The following is a 15,412-nucleotide window of genomic DNA, read 5'->3' on the forward strand; positions in this document are numbered from 1 at the left end:
GGCGTGCCCTCGCGCTCCCGACCGCGCCGCAGAGCGCGCGGCCCAGCGCGACCGCCGAGCACCCCATGCAAACTCCCGCGACCTCCGCACCCGATACGGAGCCCAGCGTGCAGAAGCCCAGAGTCGTCATCATCGGCGGTGGATTCGCCGGCATCGCCGCCGCCCGCGCCCTCAAGGGGAACGAGGTGGACGTGGTCGTCATCGACCGCACGAACCACCACCTCTTCCAGCCCCTGCTCTACCAGGTGGCCACCGCCACGTTGGCCCCGTCCGACATCGCCGTCCCCATCCGCTGGATCCTGCGCAAGTACGACAACGTGCGCGTCCTGATGGGTGAGGTGACCGGGATCGACATCGAGGCACGTCGCGTGACGCTCGACCACGGAACGCGCGCCGAATCGTACGACTACCTGGTCGTCGCTGCCGGCGCGCGCCACGCCTATTTCGGCCACGACGAGTGGGAGGCCAAGGCCCCCGGGCTCAAGTCGCTCGACGACGCCCTGGAGATTCGCCACCGCTTCCTGCAGGCCTTCGAGCAGGCCGAGAAGTGCGAGGACCCCGCCGAGCGTGAGGCGCTGCAGACGATCGTCATCATCGGCGGTGGCCCCACCGGGGTCGAACTCGCCGGGCTCATGGCGACGATCGCCCGCGACGTCATGCACGACGACTTCCGGTGCATCGACACGCGGCAGACGCGCGTGATCCTGCTCGAAGGGGGGAGCCGCATCCTCCCCGCCTTCCCCGAGAATCTCTCGGCCGAGGCGTTGCACGACGTGGCCGAGCTGGGGGTCGACATCCGCCTCAACTCGATCGTGACCCGCATCGAGGACGGCGCGGTGTATGTGGGCGAGGAGCGCATCGCGACGCGCTCCGTCTTCTGGGCCGCCGGCAACGCCGCCTCGCCGTTAGGCAGGCTGCTCGGGGCCCCGCTCGACAAGGTGGGGCGCGTCGAGGTCGAACCCGACCTCTCCATCCCGGGCCACCCCGAGGTCTTCGTCACCGGCGACCTCGCCGCCTTCACGCGCCCCGACGGCCGCCTCGTCCCGGGCGTTGCACCTGCGGCCAACCAGATGGGGGGCTTCGCGGCGAAGAACATCCTCCGTTCCGTGCGCCACCAGGCGCGGGCGCCGTTCCGCTACTTCAACAAGGGCGACCTGGCCACCATCGGCCGCCACCGCGCGGTCGCCGACTTCGGCGCCATCGACTTCACCGGCGTCCCGGCGTGGCTGCTCTGGCTCTTCGTCCACATCATGTACCTCGTCGGCTTCCGCAACCGCGTGACGGTGCTGATCCAGTGGGCGTGGGCGTACTTCGCCTACCAGCGCGGCTCGCGCCTCATCACCGGCGGTGCCTTCCGCGGCAGGCGCGGGGCAGGGGGGGAGAAGGAGCGGTCGGTGAAGGCCGCGTAGCGGGCGGAGTCCTGGTGTAACTTGATCGCTCGTCGCTCCACCTCGATCCTGCGCCCTGCCCATGGCCAAGCTCTCGCCCTACCGCGCCCTCTCCCCCGAGAAGCGCCTCGCACTCGTCACCCACAAGATCGCCTCGAGTCGTGAGGCACGGGCGCTGTATGTCCAGCGCCTGATCGCGCGCAAGGCCGGGGGCTTCCGCGCCGTCACGATCCAGTCGTGGCCCGTGGAGCAGTTGGCGCGCGAAGTCGTGCGCTCGCGCGCCGAGTCGGGCGAGGACGAGCTCGACCTGTTGCACCTGCTGTACGTGCAGCTCGAGCCGGCCATCCAGATCACCTTCCTCGATGCCGCCGGCGTCGCGCACGAGAACGGGAACATCGCCGACGAACTCGAGGTGCCGTACAGCGACGCCGCAGGGGTCGAACGCGGCGTGGCCGCGGTGCGCGCGACGCACGGCGACGACGGGCTCCACTACCTGCGCACCCTGGCGCGTTACAGCCGCCCGGCCTGGCCGGGGATCGAGACGCTGGTCGACGAGGGGTAGTCGGGAGGCGGGGGACGGGAGACGGGAGACGGGAGTGCATCGCGGCGCCGATTGGCGCCGCGATGCGTTACGGAGGGTGTTTGCGGTGGTTTCCTCCGTGCTGCACTTTGGCCGGCAGCGTTCCTTCCAGCATCTCTCCGACTCGCCGCCGTCTCCATGCGTACTCGTGCCATCGCCCTCGTCACCGCGCTGCTCCTCCCTGGCGCCGTGTCGGCCCAGTGGACCAACCGCTACCCGAAGAACGCGGGCTACGGCCACCAGGTCTACCTCGAGGGCTACGAACTCCCCATCATGGCCGCCGGCGCGCTCGACTTCGCCGAGTCGCCGAGTGGGGAGAAGGTGCTGGCGTCGCGCGGATGGCTCTGGCGCCTCGACGCCGCGAGCGGTCGCGCCACGCGCCTGACGAGTGGCGCCGGCGTCGATTCGCGCCCTGCGTGGTCCCCCGATGGCCGGTCGCTCGTCTTCGTGCGCGACGACTCGCGCACCCTGGCGGTGATCCTGCGCGACATGACGAGCGGTCGCGAGACAGAAGTCGACAAGGGGATGGCGATGGACCCCGTCTTCACCTCCGACGGGGCCGCCATCATCTACACCAATCTCACCGCGGGCGGCGACCTCGATCTCTATCGCTACGACATCGCCAGTGCGGCCAGGACGCGCCTGACGACGGACGGTGGCATCGAGCTGCGCCCACAGGTTGCCCCTGACGGCAAGCGCCTCGTCTACACCGCCAAGACGCGTGGTGGCGACCTGGTGCGGCTGCGCACGCTGGGTGACGGCAAGGAGAGCGTGCTGCTCAGCGGGAACATCGTCTCGCAGGCGCGCCCAGCGCTCTCCCCCGACGGGACACTCCTCGCCTACAACTGGCCCTCCACCGACGGATGGGAGTTGCGCCTGCTCTCCACCGAGCGCCCCGGAGTCTCCATCCTCCTCGTCGCGCGCCCCGGTAGCCGCCCCATCGCCCCCGCGTGGAGCGCCGACGGCCGATGGATCTACTACTCCGAGGGCGACGCGCGGCAGGTCCCGCAGCTGTATCGCGTCCCCGCCATCGGCGGGCGTCCCGAGCCGGTCGCCGTGCGCGCCTGGGACTTCGGCGCCCCGATGGGGAAGCTCGTGATCGAGACGCGCTGCCCGGGGTGCGATGCCAATCCCGCCAGCCGCAATGCCGCCCGCCTCGCCGTCACCGACGGCGCCGGCCACCCCCTCATCCCCAACGAGGGGATGTCGCGCTTCGACGGGCAGAACGGGCGCGTCTTCTTCTACACCCCGGGGACGATCACCCTCGACGTCCCCGCTGGCCCGGTCAGCGTGCGCGCCGTGAAGGGGCTCGCATCGCGCGAAGCCGCGACCACCGTCACCGTGCGGGCCGGCGAGGTGGCCACCGCGACGCTCGAACTCACCCCGCTCTGGAACGCCCGCGCCGCCGGCTACTACTCGGCCGACCACCACTTCCACCTCAACTACGGCGGGCAGCTCGCGCTGCAACCCGGCGACCTCCTCCCGCTCATGGCCGGCGAGGACCTCGACGTGGCCACGCCGATGATCGCCAACCTGCACAACCGTTACGAGGACCAGCCGCTCTTTGACTGGCGATCGTTAGGTAGCACGCCGCTCATCCACTGGGCCCAGGAGGTCCGCTCCCACTTCCTCGGCCACGTCGGCCTGCTCGGCACCACCCAGCTGTTCTGGCCGTGGACCTGGGGGCCGGGTTACGAGGTCTACGGGCGCGACGACCGCACCAACGCCGAGCCCATCGCGTTCGGGCGCGCGCAGGGCGGGGCGGGGTACTACGTCCACCCCGTCAGCGGCACGCGCAACCCGTTCAGCGAGAGCGGGATGAACGGCCTCCCCGTCGAACTCGTCGCCGACGGCGTCCACGGCAACATCGACCTCCTCGAGATCGTCTGCCTCTGGAGCAATTCCATCGGGACCACGGAGCTGTGGTATCGCCTGCTCAACGCCGGCTTCCCCGTGGCGCCGAGTGGCGGGACCGATGTGATGACCGACTTCCATCGCACGATGGCCATCGGCACCACGCGCGTGTACGTGCGCCCCGACGTCCCCTTCAACTGGACCAGCTACTTCGCCGCCCTCAAGGCCGGGCGCTCGTTCGTCACCAACGGCCCCATGGTGCAGCTGACGGTCGATGGCATGCACCCCGGCGACGTGGTGGCGGGCGGTCGCGAACTCCCCTTCACGCTCAGCGTCGCCTCGGCCGTCCCGGTCGATAGCGTGGCGATCGTGGTGAACGGGAAGACCGTGTGGAGCGGTGCGGCCCCCGATGCGTCGGGGAAGGCACGCTACACGGGCAAGGTGCGCCTCCCTGCCGGTGGCTGGGTTGCCGCGCGCGTCGTGGGCCCCAACACCGCGGCCTGGCCGGCGATGGCCGAGTACACCTTTGCCCACACGGCGCCGCTGTGGATCGGGAAGAAGGGGAGCACTGAACCCATAGCCCGCAGGGGCGCCGCCGCCGACCTGCTGCGCGCGTTAGGGGTGAACGAGACGCGCCTCGTGGCCGGCTACTCGGGGGCCGAGATCCCCAGGCTCAAGGCGTACTTCGCCGAGGCACGGGCCACGCTGGAAGCGCTGGCGCGCTAGTCGCGCCAGCAGGGCACGGACGGCGCGCTCGTCGCGTCACCCCAGCGACAGGCGCTCCATGTCGGCCCGGGAAAAGACGCGCGTCTCCTCGTAGAACTCGACCACCCCCGACTCCAGGTCGTGCATGGCGCCGATCACCCCGATCTGCTCCTCCTCGATCATCTTCTCGAGGATGTAGGAGCGGTCGACGATGGAGCGGACCGAGCGCACTACGTTGATGTGCGCGACGTTCTCCACGAAGGCCTTGTTCTTCGAGTTGCGCTGGTCGATGTCCTTCACCGTGCGCTCCTGGTACACCGCCGGCTGCAACTTGGCGAGGAGCTCGGTGAGGTTCCCCATCTCCACGTGGTCGCACGCCCCCTTCACCGCGCCGCAGCTGGTGTGCCCCAGCACCACGATCAACTTGCTCCCCGACACCTTGCAGGCGAACTCCATGCTGCCGAGGATGTCGGTGTTGACGATGTTGCCGGCGATGCGGACCGAGAAGATGTCGCCCAACCCCTGGTCGAAGATCAGCTCCGCCGACGTGCGGCTGTCGATGCAGGAGAGGATCGTGGCAAAGGGCCACTGACCGTCGCGGGTGAGGTTGGCCTGCTGCAGCAGGTCGCGGTTGGCCTTCAGGTTGTTGACGAAGCGCTGGTTTCCCTCGCGCAGGAACTCGAGGGCCATCTGCGGCGTCGTGCCGGCCTGGGTCTGCTGGGTATGGACCTTCATGTCGTCGGACGGCCTGGTTCTCGAGGAGGGGGGCGGACTCCCGAATTGTAATGCGTCCGCCTGTGGAGGGGCGGTGCCTCACACCCCGCCACGGCGGCTGCTGCACTCCTTCCCCCAGAACCGCCCCATTCGCCTTCCCGTTCCCACCCGTCGCCGGGCCCCCCTCGCCTCGGCGACGGTCACGTCGGCGGCATGCGCGCCGGCGACGCGTCGTCCGGCTACATCGGCTCGAAGCGCGCCTGGAAGAAGCGCAGGTACTTCGGCTCGTAGACCATCCGCAGCCCCCGCGCCTTCTCCCGCGCATCGAAGATCGTCTTCACGCTCTCGGCCACCACGTCCATGTGCGCCTGGGTATACACCCGGCGCGGGATCGTCAGGCGCGTGAGTTCCAGCTTGGGATAGTGGTGGTCCCCCGTCTTCGGGTCGCGCCCGGCGCTGGCAATCCCGCGCTCCATCGAACGGATCCCCGAGTCGAGATACAGCTCGGCCGCCAGCACCTGTGCCGGGAACTCCACCTGCTTCAGGTGCGGATAGAAGCGGCGGGCGTCGAGGAAGACCGCGTGCCCCCCCACCGGCTGCACGATGGGGATCTCCCAGTCGGTGAGCAGCTCGCCGAGGTAACGCACCTGCCCGATGCGCGAGCGCATGTAGTCGTCCTGCACGCTCTCCTCGATCCCGATCGCCATCGCTTCCATGTCGCGCCCCGCGAGGCCGCCGTAGGTGTGCAGCCCCTCGTACAGCACCACCAGGTTGCGCAGCTCCTCGAACAGGCCGAAGTCGTTCACCGCCAGCCACCCGCCGATGTTGACCAGCGAGTCCTTCTTCGCGCTCATCCACGCCCCGTCGGTGTAGCCGCAGAACTCGCGCAGGATCGCCGCCACGCTCTTGTTCGCGTAGCCCTCCTCGCGCTCCTGGATGAAGAAGGCGTTCTCGACCATGCGTGTGGCGTCGAGGAAGAGCCTGATCCCGTGCTGGTCGCACAGCGCGCGCAGCGCCTTGATGTTGGCCATGCTCACCGGCTGCCCGCCGGCCATGTTCACCGTGCCGGCAACCGAGATGTAGGCAATGTTGCCCGCCCCCTCGCGCGCGATGACGGTGGCCACCTTCTCCAGGTCGACGTTCCCCTTGAACGGGTGCAGCGACGACGGGTCGTGCGCCTCGTCGATGATCACGTCGGTGAAGATCCCGCCGGCCAGCTCCTGGTGCGCCCGCGTGGTCGTGAAGTACATGTTGCCCGGCACCCACTGCCCCGGCTTGATCGCCACCTTGCTGATCAGGTGCTCGGCGCCGCGCCCCTGGTGGGTGGGTACGATGTACTGATAGCCATAGAACCGCTGGATCGCCGCTTCGAGATGGTAGTAGTTGCGGCTGCCGGCGTAGGCCTCGTCGCCCATCATCATCCCCGCCCACTGGCGGTCCGACATCGCGCTCGTCCCGCTGTCGGTGAGGAGGTCGATGTAGACGTCGTCGCTCTTGAGCAGGAAGGTGTTGTAGCCAGCAGCGGCCAGTGCCTGCGTGCGCTGCGCCTGCGACGTCATCGTCAGCGGCTCCACCATCTTGATCTTCCACGGTTCGGCCCAGGAGCGGCGGCCGAACTGCTGGCCCATGGTACGCGGAGTCGGGTGGTCTGGAGGTGTCATGGCGGGAAGTCGGTGGGACCGGGCGGAGAGGAGGAGGACGGGCAACCAAAAGGGCGCCGGCGCCTAACGCGCCCGCGCCCCCACAAGATCGGCGAAAACCTGTTGCGCTCTGTCAGCTATTGCCTCACGCGTCGTCCGCACACCGGTCGAGAAGGTCAGACCAGTGCACTCGCGCACCCAGACTAAACGCTCCTAGCGCATGAAGAGGAGCGAGACCGCCACCAGCGCCACCACCACGGCGGCGATCGCCACCCAGAGCGTCGACGTCGAGGGGGCCGGGGTGGGCGAGGAGGCAGGGGGCGAGGGCTCCACCGGGAGCTGCACCGTCGCCCCCTTCCCCGGCGTCGCCGGCGCCACCGGGGTATTCGCCCGCGCCGAGCGCTCCAGGATCGCCTTGGCGTCCTCGGTCCCCATCTGCTGCCACATGCGCTCGCGCGACGCCGCCTTGCGCGCCGCGATCAGCTCGTCGATGAAGGCCGTCGCCGTCTCGAACCGATCCTCCGGCGCCTTGGCCATCGCCCGGGCCAGGACCACGTCCAGCGTCGACGCCACCTCGGCGCGCAACGCGTGCACGCTGGGCACCGCCTCCGTGAAGTGCGCCGCCACCACCAGGCGCGTCGACTTCCCCACGAACGGCGGGCGCCCGGCCAGCATCTCGAACAGGACGCACCCTAACGAGTAGATGTCCGAGCGCCCGTCCACCTGGCCGGCGCTCGCCTGCTCGGGGCTCATGTACGCCACCGTCCCCACCGCGATCCCCGCGCGGGTGAGCGAGTTCCCCTTGGAACTCGAGTTCACCATCTTCGCGATCCCGAAGTCGGCCACCACCGACGTCCCCGCCGTGAGCAGGATGTTCTCCGGCTTGATGTCGCGGTGCACCACGTTGCGCTTGTGCGCGTAGTCCAGCGCCACCGCCACGTCGCGGGCAATCTGGATCGCTTCGTCCACGGGGAGCGTCCCTTCGCGCGCGAGGCGATCGCGCAGCGACTCTCCTTCCACCGCCGGCATCACGTAGTACAGCAGCTCCTCGGCCTCACCCGAGTCGAGCAACGGGACGATGTGCGGGTGGTTGAGCGTGGCGACGAAGGCGATCTCGCGCACGAAGCGCTCGTGCCCCATCGCTTCGGCCACCTCGGGACGAAAGACCTTCACCGCCACGCGGCGCTGGTACTTGAGGTCCTTCGCCAGGTAGACGGTCGCCGTCCCCCCGGTCCCCAGCTCGCGCTCGACCTCGTAGCGACTCCCCAGCGCCTCGGCGAAACGTTCGATGCGGCTCGTCATGACTCAGCGACGCACCGAGGTCGATTCCAGCAGCGCCTCGCGCACCGCGCGCGCCTTCCCCGCGCGCTCGAGCGCCGCCCACATCCGCGCGACCGTGTCGGCATCCACCAGCCCGGCCGGCGACCCGGCGGCGGGCCCCGACAGCTGCTCCGCCGCCCGGAAGGCATCCACCGCGGCAACTGCTTCGGTCGTGTAGGTGTTGGCGTCGGCGTCACGGGTGAGCGTCGGTTCGCCCGCGCGGTAGTGCCCCAGCGCGTGCAGCATCACCTTGAGCTGCCAGACGTCGTTCCCGCCGAACTGCTGCAGCGTGCGGTAGCCCAGCGTCTGCGAGATCCCGTCATAGATGCGCCGCATCTCGGCCACCGGCTCCGGGTGCTCGCAGACGGAGATGTTGGCCGTCTGCCCGTCGGCGCGGCGCGAGCGCCCGGGGCGCGCGTCGGCGACGATGACCGCGGCCGACTGCTGGCGCCCCTTCCGCGCGTCGCCCCCCTTGGCGTGTCCGGCGGCGATCGCCTCGATCAGGCGGTCGGCCAGGTGCCGTGCGCTCCCTTCGCTCGCCTCGAATGCCCGCGCCACCGCCTCCACGACCTCCGGCCCCACGAGCAGGTTCCCCTGCGTCACGTAGTTAGGGCCCGCGCGATGGCCGGCCCACGAGGAGGTCTTGCTCCCGGTGTGCTGCGCGCTGCGTCCGTCGCGGGCAATCACCCCCACCTGACGGCTCGTGCTCCCCGTGTCGGCCGCCAGGAGACGGGTGAGCGCCTCCTGCGGCGAGGCTCCCTTGCCCAGGGCGTCGAGCAGCTCGGCGCCGTACTCGGTGCGGGTGTTGGCCTGCGTGGCCACCGCGCCCACGCCGGCGCGCACCCACGGGACCCCATTTCCCACGCAGGCCACGCGCGTCGTCACGGCGACCCCCAATTCCCCGGTGCGCGGATCGACCGCGGCGATGGAAAACGTGTGGAAGACCAGCGAGTCGCGCCACTCGGCGGGGAGCTGGGCTCGGGCGGTGGACGGCGCGCACACCGCGACCGCTGCCCCCCAAGCCGCTCCCCGCATCCACCGCATCGTGCGCGCTCCCTGCATGGCCTTCCGTCCCGTGGTCGTGGAGGGTGTGGATCACCGGCGCCGAGCCCTCCATCCCTCGGCACCTGCCTAACGTACATCGTCGCGCCTGCCGGCGCCGCTCACTCGTCGTCTTCCCCGTTCCAGCCGCGCGGGCGCACGTCGGTCCCCAACCCCCCCATGATCGCCACTCCAGTGATCCGCACAACCGGGGAGTCCGGACGCGCGACCCCGGGATTGTCGTCGAACCCCCCCATGATGGCGATTCCTTCGGTCTCCAGCCGCACGCCGGGGGGGACGCGCACGTGCACCCCGCCCATGATGGCGAGGACCTTGATCTCTGTCACGGGGGAAGTAAAGACCGCGTCGCGCAGGTCGATCTCCATCCCCCCCATGATGGCCCAGAGCTGCATGCGGTCGGGGACGATCCACCGTCCCTTGCGCGAGACCCCTCCCATGATCGCCACCAGCGTCCGCCCCCCCACCGAGACCCCAGCCTCCGGGCGTACGCTCGACGAGCGGTTGGGATCGAGCGACGGCAGGTCGCTGGTGATCGCCGTCAGCTCGTACCACTGCGTGGCCCGCAGCGCCGCCTGCACGCGGAACTCGTACTCCTCGATGGTGAGGTGGTCGAGCGCGTAGTGGTCCCCGAGCCGGTGCACCACCTCATCGCGCTCCCGATCGCCGACGTACGCCGGTATCGCGCGAGGATCCAAAGGGGCTGGCGAACGAGAGTCCATGCGTGCCTCGTCACATCGGGGATGTGCCACGTCGAACGAACGACTGATGCCGTCGCGACCGACGGCTGACCGACTATCGCGCATGGTCTTCGCTGGTCGGCGAGGACCTCGCGTGAAAAGCCGGACACGGGGGTTCACGGGGGATACACGGGGGTTCACGGAGGGGACTCATCGCACGCGATCGACGGCGTGCCGTCCTCAGTCCCCCGTGAACCTCCGTGTATCCCCCGTGAACCTCCGTGACTTGCTTGTGCTAACCGGAGGCCGAAACCCGCGACCTGCTTGTGCGAACCGGAGGCCGAAGCCCGTGACCGCAGACGGTCTTACGCCGCCGCCGCTGCCCGAGGTTTCACGTACTGGTCCAGCCCCAGCCCCAGGAAGATCGTGAGGAAGACCGCTACCGCCGACGTATAGAACGGAATCCCCACGCCCAGCCGGTCGAAGGCGAAGCCGGCCCACAGCGGAACGGCAATGCGCGCCACCCCGCCAAAGGTCTGCTGCAGCCCCATGTACAGCCCGCGCTCCGACTGGTTGATCACCCGCGAGAGCAGCGCCGTGACGCACGGGAAGGTGAAGGCCGTCCCCAGCGGGATGAGCGCCACCGCGATGGCCAGGAAGACGATGTTGGACGACAGCGGCATCCCCAGGATGCCTAACGCCAGCAGCGTCACCCCCCAGCGCGACAGCCGCGCTTCGCCCAGCCGGTCCACCGCGCGCCCCAGCAGCAGCACCCGCGTGAAGACCGAGATGGCGCCGACGTACATGAAGAAGTAGCCGATGTTCCCCTCGTCCACCTGGAAGCGCGCCGCCAGGAACAACGGGAGCATCGCCGTCACCCCCTGGAACGAGCCCATGGCGATCGCGTAGATCCAGATCAGCCGCGACGCCGGTTCGCCGGAGTGCGAGAGCACCCGCCAGACCGCCTCGCCCGACGTCTTGCGCTTGGGGGCCCCCGCCGGGTGCTCGTGCACCTCGCGCGACTCCTTCAGGTAGTGGTGCACGAACCACATGTTCACCAGGCACAGCACCGCCGCCACGATCCCCGGCGCCGCGCGCCCCAGCGCCCAGGTCGACTCCCCCGGCACCAGGTCGGCCTTCCCTAACGAGATCGCCGCCGAGCCGAGTACCGGGCCTAACGCGACTCCAAGGTTGGTGGCCGCCGAGAGCCAGCCGAGCGAGCGGGCGCGATCCTCGGGGCCCACCGCGTCGGCCACGTAGGCCTGGATCACTCCCACCGTCCCGCCCCCCGCCCCCTGCAGGATGCGCGACAGAAAGAGGACCAGCAACGACGTGGCGAAGCCGAAGACCAGGTAGGCGAGCGCCGAGGCGCCTAACGCGATGAGCAGGGCGGGGCGCCGCCCGTGCTTGTCGCTGAAGCGCCCCCACGCCGGCGCGCTCAACAGCTGCGCCACCGTGAACGACGCCACCAAGACGGCCTGGATCATCCCGATCCCCAGGTGCACCGGCCCGAGCTGCAGCCCGTTCGCCGCCAGCTCCTTGGCATAGAACGGGATGATCGGGATGATCATCAACAGCCCGATCATGTCGATGAAGGCCGTCGCCATCAGGGCGAACAGCTTGGGCGGGATCTTCCTCACTTCCTGCGCGAGGATGAAGAGGAGGCCGGCCGCGATGGCCCCCCCCACGATGCGCACCGCCGGGTGCTGCAGCGACTGCCCGATCTCGAGTTGGACCAAGCGCTACTCGCTCACCTTGCCCAGCGCGGACGGCGGCGTTGCCCGCCCGACCACGCCGGCCACGGCCACGATGGTGAGGATGTAGGGGATCATTTCCACGAATTGCGATGGGATCAACTGGAGCCCCTGCAACTGGATCTGCAGCGTCTCGGCGGCCGCGAACAACAGGCAGGCCACCGCGACCCGCTTGGGCTCCCACTTGCCGAAGATAACCGCCGCGAGGGCAATGAAGCCGCGCCCCGCCGTCATGGAGTCGGTGAACTGGTGCTGTTCCAGCGCCAGGTATGCCCCCCCCATCGACGCCAGCGCTCCGGCCCCGAGCACCGCAATCCACCGCACCCGGTTCACCCCCACGCCGAGCGAGGCTGCCGCCTCCGGCTTTTCTCCCACCGCCCGCAGGCGAAGCCCGAAGGGAGTCCGATAGAGCAGCCACCAGACGAAGACCAGCGAGAGCACGCCCAGCGGCACCAACGGGTTGGCGAGCGAGGCGAGCACGCCCGTCCCCTGTCCCCCCGGTCCCGTCTGGACGAAATCGAAGCCCGCCACGCGCGGCGAGTTCGACGACGAATCGAAGGCCAGCCGCAGGAAGAACCGTGTGATCCCCACCGCCAGCAGGTTGATCGCGATCCCCACCACCACCTGGTCGGCGCGATAGCGAATGCAGGCCACCGCGTGCAGCAGCGCGGCCAGCACCCCGCCCGCCACGCCGCACAGCAGCCCCACCCACGGCGACCCCGTGTAGTGCGTCCCGATCACCGCCGTGAAGGCGCCCGTGAGCATCCACCCCTCGAGCGTGAGGGCGATGACCCCCGACCGCTCCGACAGCACCCCTCCCGCTGCTGCAAACAGGTAGGGGATGGCGATGCGCAGCGTCTGCACCAGGAAGGCGAGCACGATCACTTGCCACCTCCCCGCACGCTCTTGAGCAGGCGCTGCACCTCAGGGACCGACGTCGCCACCGCGATGATGACCACCGCCGTCAGCACGTCGACCATCTGCTTGGGGACCACCGCGTTCACCGCCAGCCCGCCCTGCGACAGCGTGGCAAAGAGCAGCGCCGCGATCACCACCCCGAAGGGATGGTTGCGCCCCACCAGCGCCACCGCGATCCCCAGGAAGCCAGCGCCGGCCGCGAATCCTTCTTCGTAGTACTGCTTGTACCCGAGCACGTAGTTGGTCCCGCCCAGCCCCGCCATCGCCCCCGCCAGCAGCATCGCCCGCAGCCAGACGCGCCCCACCTTCACCCCGCCATACTCGGCGGCCTCCGGCTGCAGCCCCACCGCGCGCAGGTCGTACCCCGCGCGCGTGCGGAACAGGTACCACGCCGCATACCCGGCCGCCGCCAGCGCGACAATGAGGACGAAATTCGCCGCCGACCCGGCAAAGGCATCGACCACGCTCGACAGCCGCGGCACCGCCCCCGCGTGGATCTCCGGCGTGTGCAGCGATTCGGCAACGTTCAGTTTGGTCGCGATCAGCCAGTTGAGCAGGGCGAGGGTGATGAAGTTCACCATGATCGTGACGATCACCTCGCTCGCCCCGAACCGCGCCTTGAGCACGCCCGGGACCGACGCCACGCTGGCCCCGCCGATCGCCGCACCCGCCAGGCACAACGGAACCGCGAGCACCGCCGGCGTCCCCGCCGGCAGCAGCAACCCCACCACCGCCGCGCAGAACCCGCCCATCGCGAGCTGCCCCTCGGCCCCGATGTTGAACAGCCCGGCCCGCAGTGCGAGCGCCACCGACAGCCCCGTGAAGGTGAGCGTGGTGGCCTTGTAGATCACCTGCCCCAGCCCGTACGCGTTCCCCCACGTCCCTTCTATAAGAAGGACGAAGACATCCGCCGGCGACTGCCCGAAGGAGAGGATGAGGATGTCGCCCACCACCGCGGCGATGAGCAGCGCCGTGAACGGCGGCAGCAGTGCCGAGATGAGGCGGGAGACGGACGCGGGGAGCCTGGAGGTGCGATCGGCTCCGGGGCGGGGAATCGACTCGTTGAGTTGACTCATCGAGCGCCTCCTGCCCTGTGCTCGCCTGTTCGCGTCGCCCCCGTCATGTACTCGCCCACCAGCTCCGGCGTCGCCTCGGCCCGCGACAGCGTGGCGACGATCTTCCCTTCGTACATCACCGCCACCCGATCCGCGAGCGACAGTACTTCTATGAGGTCCGCCGAGACCAGCAGCACACCCTTGCCCGACGCGCGGGCCGCGCGCAGCTGCTCGTGGATGAACTCGATCGCCCCCACGTCCACGCCGCGCGTGGGCTGCGAGGCCAGCAGCACCGAGTACTCGCGCCCGCGCATCTCGCGCGCGATGACGATCTTCTGCTGGTTGCCGCCGGAGAGCGAACGCGCCGGGAGCGCGGCCGACGGGGGGCGGATGTCGAACTCGCGGATCTGCCCCTGCGCGTTCGATTGCACCTGCTCCCCCTGCAGCACGCCGGCGCCTGACGAGAAGCGATGCTGCAGCCCGAGGATCAGGTTGTCGCCGATCGAGTAGTCGAGCACCAGCCCGCGCCGGTGCCGGTCCTCGGGAATGTGCGACAGCCCCAGCTCCGCGCGCTCGCGAACCGACAGCTCCCCCACGTCCTTCCCGTCGATCGTGATCGACCCTGACTCCGCCCTGCGCAATCCGGCAATGGCCTCGATCAACTCCGTCTGCCCATTCCCCTCGACGCCGGCAATCCCGAAGATCTCCCCCGCCTTGACCTCGAAGGAGATGTCATCCACCTCGTTAGGCTTGCGGGACGAGGAGACCACAAGCCGCGAAACAGAAAGCGCCGCAGGCGAAAGCGAAGGCGAAGCCGAGCCCGAGCCGAGTCCCGGCGCCGGAATGCCCGTTATCTCGTCTTCTCGTCTTCCCGTCTTCTCGTCTTCCAACACCACAGTCGCGAGTCTCACATCGCGCCCCACCATCATTTTCGCGATCCCCGCCGGCGTGGTCTCCGCCGTAGCTACCTCCCCCACCGTCGCCCCAGCCCGCATAACGGTGATAGAAGACGACGCTTCCATCACCTCATCGAGCTTGTGCGTGATGAGGACCACCGTTCCGCCCTCACTCGTCAGGCGCCTGAGCACCCGCCACAGCTCCGTGATCTCCGGCGGCGACAGCACCGCCGTGGGTTCGTCGAGGATGAGGATCTTGGCGCCGCGGTAGAGCACCTTGAGGATCTCCACCCGCTGCGCCTCGCCCACGCTCAGGTCCGAGACCAGCCGGGCGGGATCGACCTTGAGCCCCGTGCGCTCGCAGAGGTCGCGCACCGCCGACTCGGCGGCCGCGCGGTCCAGCTGCAACCCCTTGGTCAGTTCCTGCCCCAGGACCAGGTTCTCGGCCACCGTGAGCGTGGGGACGAGCATGAAGTGCTGGTGCACCATGCCCACGCCGGCGGCGATTGCTTCGCGCGTCGACCATCCGGTGACGTCCTTCCCGTTCACCTCCACGCGTCCGCCGTCGGGCGGGTACATCCCGGCCAGGATGCGCATGAGCGTGGACTTTCCGGCGCCGTTCTCGCCGACGAGGGCGTGGATTTCGCCGCGCTTGACCGTGAGCGTGGCGTCGCGGTTGGCGCGGACTTCACCGAAGCGCTTCGAGACGCCGATGGCGCGCAGCGCCACTCCCGTCTCCCGTCTCCCGTCTCCCGTCTCCGGGTTCATCGGACGGACTCCGCCCGCCGTGAGTGGGCGGTCGAGTTGGCGGTCGGGAGCGCGTGTCGTGGCATAAGGGCGGGAAAGGTC

At 69.6% G+C, this 15,412-nt stretch carries 12 protein-coding genes; 3 read left to right on the forward strand and 9 right to left on the reverse strand.

Translation table 11 applies throughout. The features are described from left to right. Nucleotides 1–65 precede the first annotated feature (65 nt). From IPN47_12565 to IPN47_12575, 3 genes are all read left to right on the forward strand, one after another. Nucleotides 66–1,409: an NAD(P)/FAD-dependent oxidoreductase gene (locus tag IPN47_12565; GenBank protein ID MBK9408856.1), complete on the forward strand. Its 1,344-nt coding sequence runs from the start codon at nucleotides 66–68 to the stop codon at nucleotides 1,407–1,409. Nucleotides 1,410–1,470: 61 nt separating this feature from the next. Next, entirely contained in the window at nucleotides 1,471–1,950 is a 480-nt protein-coding gene (locus tag IPN47_12570; GenBank protein MBK9408857.1) for a hypothetical protein, read from the forward strand. 156 nt (nucleotides 1,951–2,106) lie between these two features. Beyond that, nucleotides 2,107–4,548, forward strand: coding sequence for a CehA/McbA family metallohydrolase (locus IPN47_12575; GenBank protein ID MBK9408858.1), 2,442 nt, complete (start codon nucleotides 2,107–2,109; stop codon nucleotides 4,546–4,548). 36 nt (nucleotides 4,549–4,584) lie between these two features. Here IPN47_12575 and IPN47_12580 read toward each other — a convergent pair whose 3' ends face one another. The 9 genes from IPN47_12580 to IPN47_12620 form a co-directional block, all read right to left on the reverse strand. Then, nucleotides 4,585–5,262, reverse strand: a complete 678-nt coding sequence (locus IPN47_12580; protein ID MBK9408859.1) for a carbonic anhydrase — start codon at nucleotides 5,260–5,262, stop codon at nucleotides 4,585–4,587. 218 nt (nucleotides 5,263–5,480) lie between these two features. Next, nucleotides 5,481–6,902 (reverse strand): tyrosine phenol-lyase, encoded by a 1,422-nt coding sequence (locus IPN47_12585; GenBank protein MBK9408860.1) that lies wholly within the window; start codon nucleotides 6,900–6,902, stop codon nucleotides 5,481–5,483. Between the two features lie 192 nt (nucleotides 6,903–7,094). After that, nucleotides 7,095–8,183 (reverse strand): serine/threonine protein kinase, encoded by a 1,089-nt coding sequence (locus tag IPN47_12590; protein MBK9408861.1) that lies wholly within the window; start codon nucleotides 8,181–8,183, stop codon nucleotides 7,095–7,097. 3 nt (nucleotides 8,184–8,186) lie between these two features. Then, a complete protein-coding gene (locus IPN47_12595; protein MBK9408862.1) occupies nucleotides 8,187–9,236 on the reverse strand; it encodes a DUF1028 domain-containing protein in 1,050 nt (349 codons plus the stop codon). Between the two features lie 128 nt (nucleotides 9,237–9,364). After that, complete coding sequence (locus tag IPN47_12600; protein MBK9408863.1) at nucleotides 9,365–9,982, reverse strand: DUF1707 and DUF2154 domain-containing protein; 618 nt, start codon at nucleotides 9,980–9,982, stop codon at nucleotides 9,365–9,367. A 323-nt stretch (nucleotides 9,983–10,305) separates the two neighbouring features. Next, nucleotides 10,306–11,679, reverse strand: a complete 1,374-nt coding sequence (locus IPN47_12605; protein MBK9408864.1) for an MFS transporter — start codon at nucleotides 11,677–11,679, stop codon at nucleotides 10,306–10,308. 3 nt (nucleotides 11,680–11,682) lie between these two features. Then, nucleotides 11,683–12,579: an ABC transporter permease gene (locus tag IPN47_12610; protein MBK9408865.1), complete on the reverse strand. Its 897-nt coding sequence runs from the start codon at nucleotides 12,577–12,579 to the stop codon at nucleotides 11,683–11,685. After that, a complete protein-coding gene (locus IPN47_12615; GenBank protein ID MBK9408866.1) occupies nucleotides 12,576–13,688 on the reverse strand; it encodes an ABC transporter permease in 1,113 nt (370 codons plus the stop codon). Before IPN47_12615 ends, IPN47_12610 begins: the two co-directional genes overlap by 4 nt. Then, complete coding sequence (locus IPN47_12620; GenBank protein ID MBK9408867.1) at nucleotides 13,685–15,331, reverse strand: ABC transporter ATP-binding protein; 1,647 nt, start codon at nucleotides 15,329–15,331, stop codon at nucleotides 13,685–13,687. The genes IPN47_12615 and IPN47_12620 overlap by 4 nt, the downstream gene beginning before the upstream one ends. Between the last annotated feature and the right edge of the window lie 81 nt (nucleotides 15,332–15,412).

This window comes from Gemmatimonadota bacterium (genome assembly GCA_016719105.1).
Lineage (GTDB): Bacteria > Gemmatimonadota > Gemmatimonadetes > Gemmatimonadales > Gemmatimonadaceae > SCN-70-22.

Bases quoted from the DNA above. Each gene is read 5' to 3' on its own strand.
- IPN47_12565 (MBK9408856.1), top strand. From the start codon at position 66: ATGCAAACTCCCGCGACCTCCGCACCCGATACGGAGCCCAGCGTGCAG.
- IPN47_12585 (MBK9408860.1), bottom strand. From the start codon at position 6,902: ATGACACCTCCAGACCACCCGACTCCGCGTACCATGGGCCAGCAGTTC.
- IPN47_12580 (MBK9408859.1), bottom strand. From the start codon at position 5,262: ATGAAGGTCCATACCCAGCAGACCCAGGCCGGCACGACGCCGCAGATG.
- IPN47_12570 (MBK9408857.1), top strand. From the start codon at position 1,471: ATGGCCAAGCTCTCGCCCTACCGCGCCCTCTCCCCCGAGAAGCGCCTC.
- IPN47_12615 (MBK9408866.1), bottom strand. From the start codon at position 13,688: ATGAGTCAACTCAACGAGTCGATTCCCCGCCCCGGAGCCGATCGCACC.
- IPN47_12600 (MBK9408863.1), bottom strand. From the start codon at position 9,982: ATGGACTCTCGTTCGCCAGCCCCTTTGGATCCTCGCGCGATACCGGCG.
- IPN47_12575 (MBK9408858.1), top strand. From the start codon at position 2,107: ATGCGTACTCGTGCCATCGCCCTCGTCACCGCGCTGCTCCTCCCTGGC.
- IPN47_12595 (MBK9408862.1), bottom strand. From the start codon at position 9,236: ATGCGGGGAGCGGCTTGGGGGGCAGCGGTCGCGGTGTGCGCGCCGTCC.
- IPN47_12620 (MBK9408867.1), bottom strand. From the start codon at position 15,331: ATGAACCCGGAGACGGGAGACGGGAGACGGGAGACGGGAGTGGCGCTG.
- IPN47_12590 (MBK9408861.1), bottom strand. From the start codon at position 8,183: ATGACGAGCCGCATCGAACGTTTCGCCGAGGCGCTGGGGAGTCGCTAC.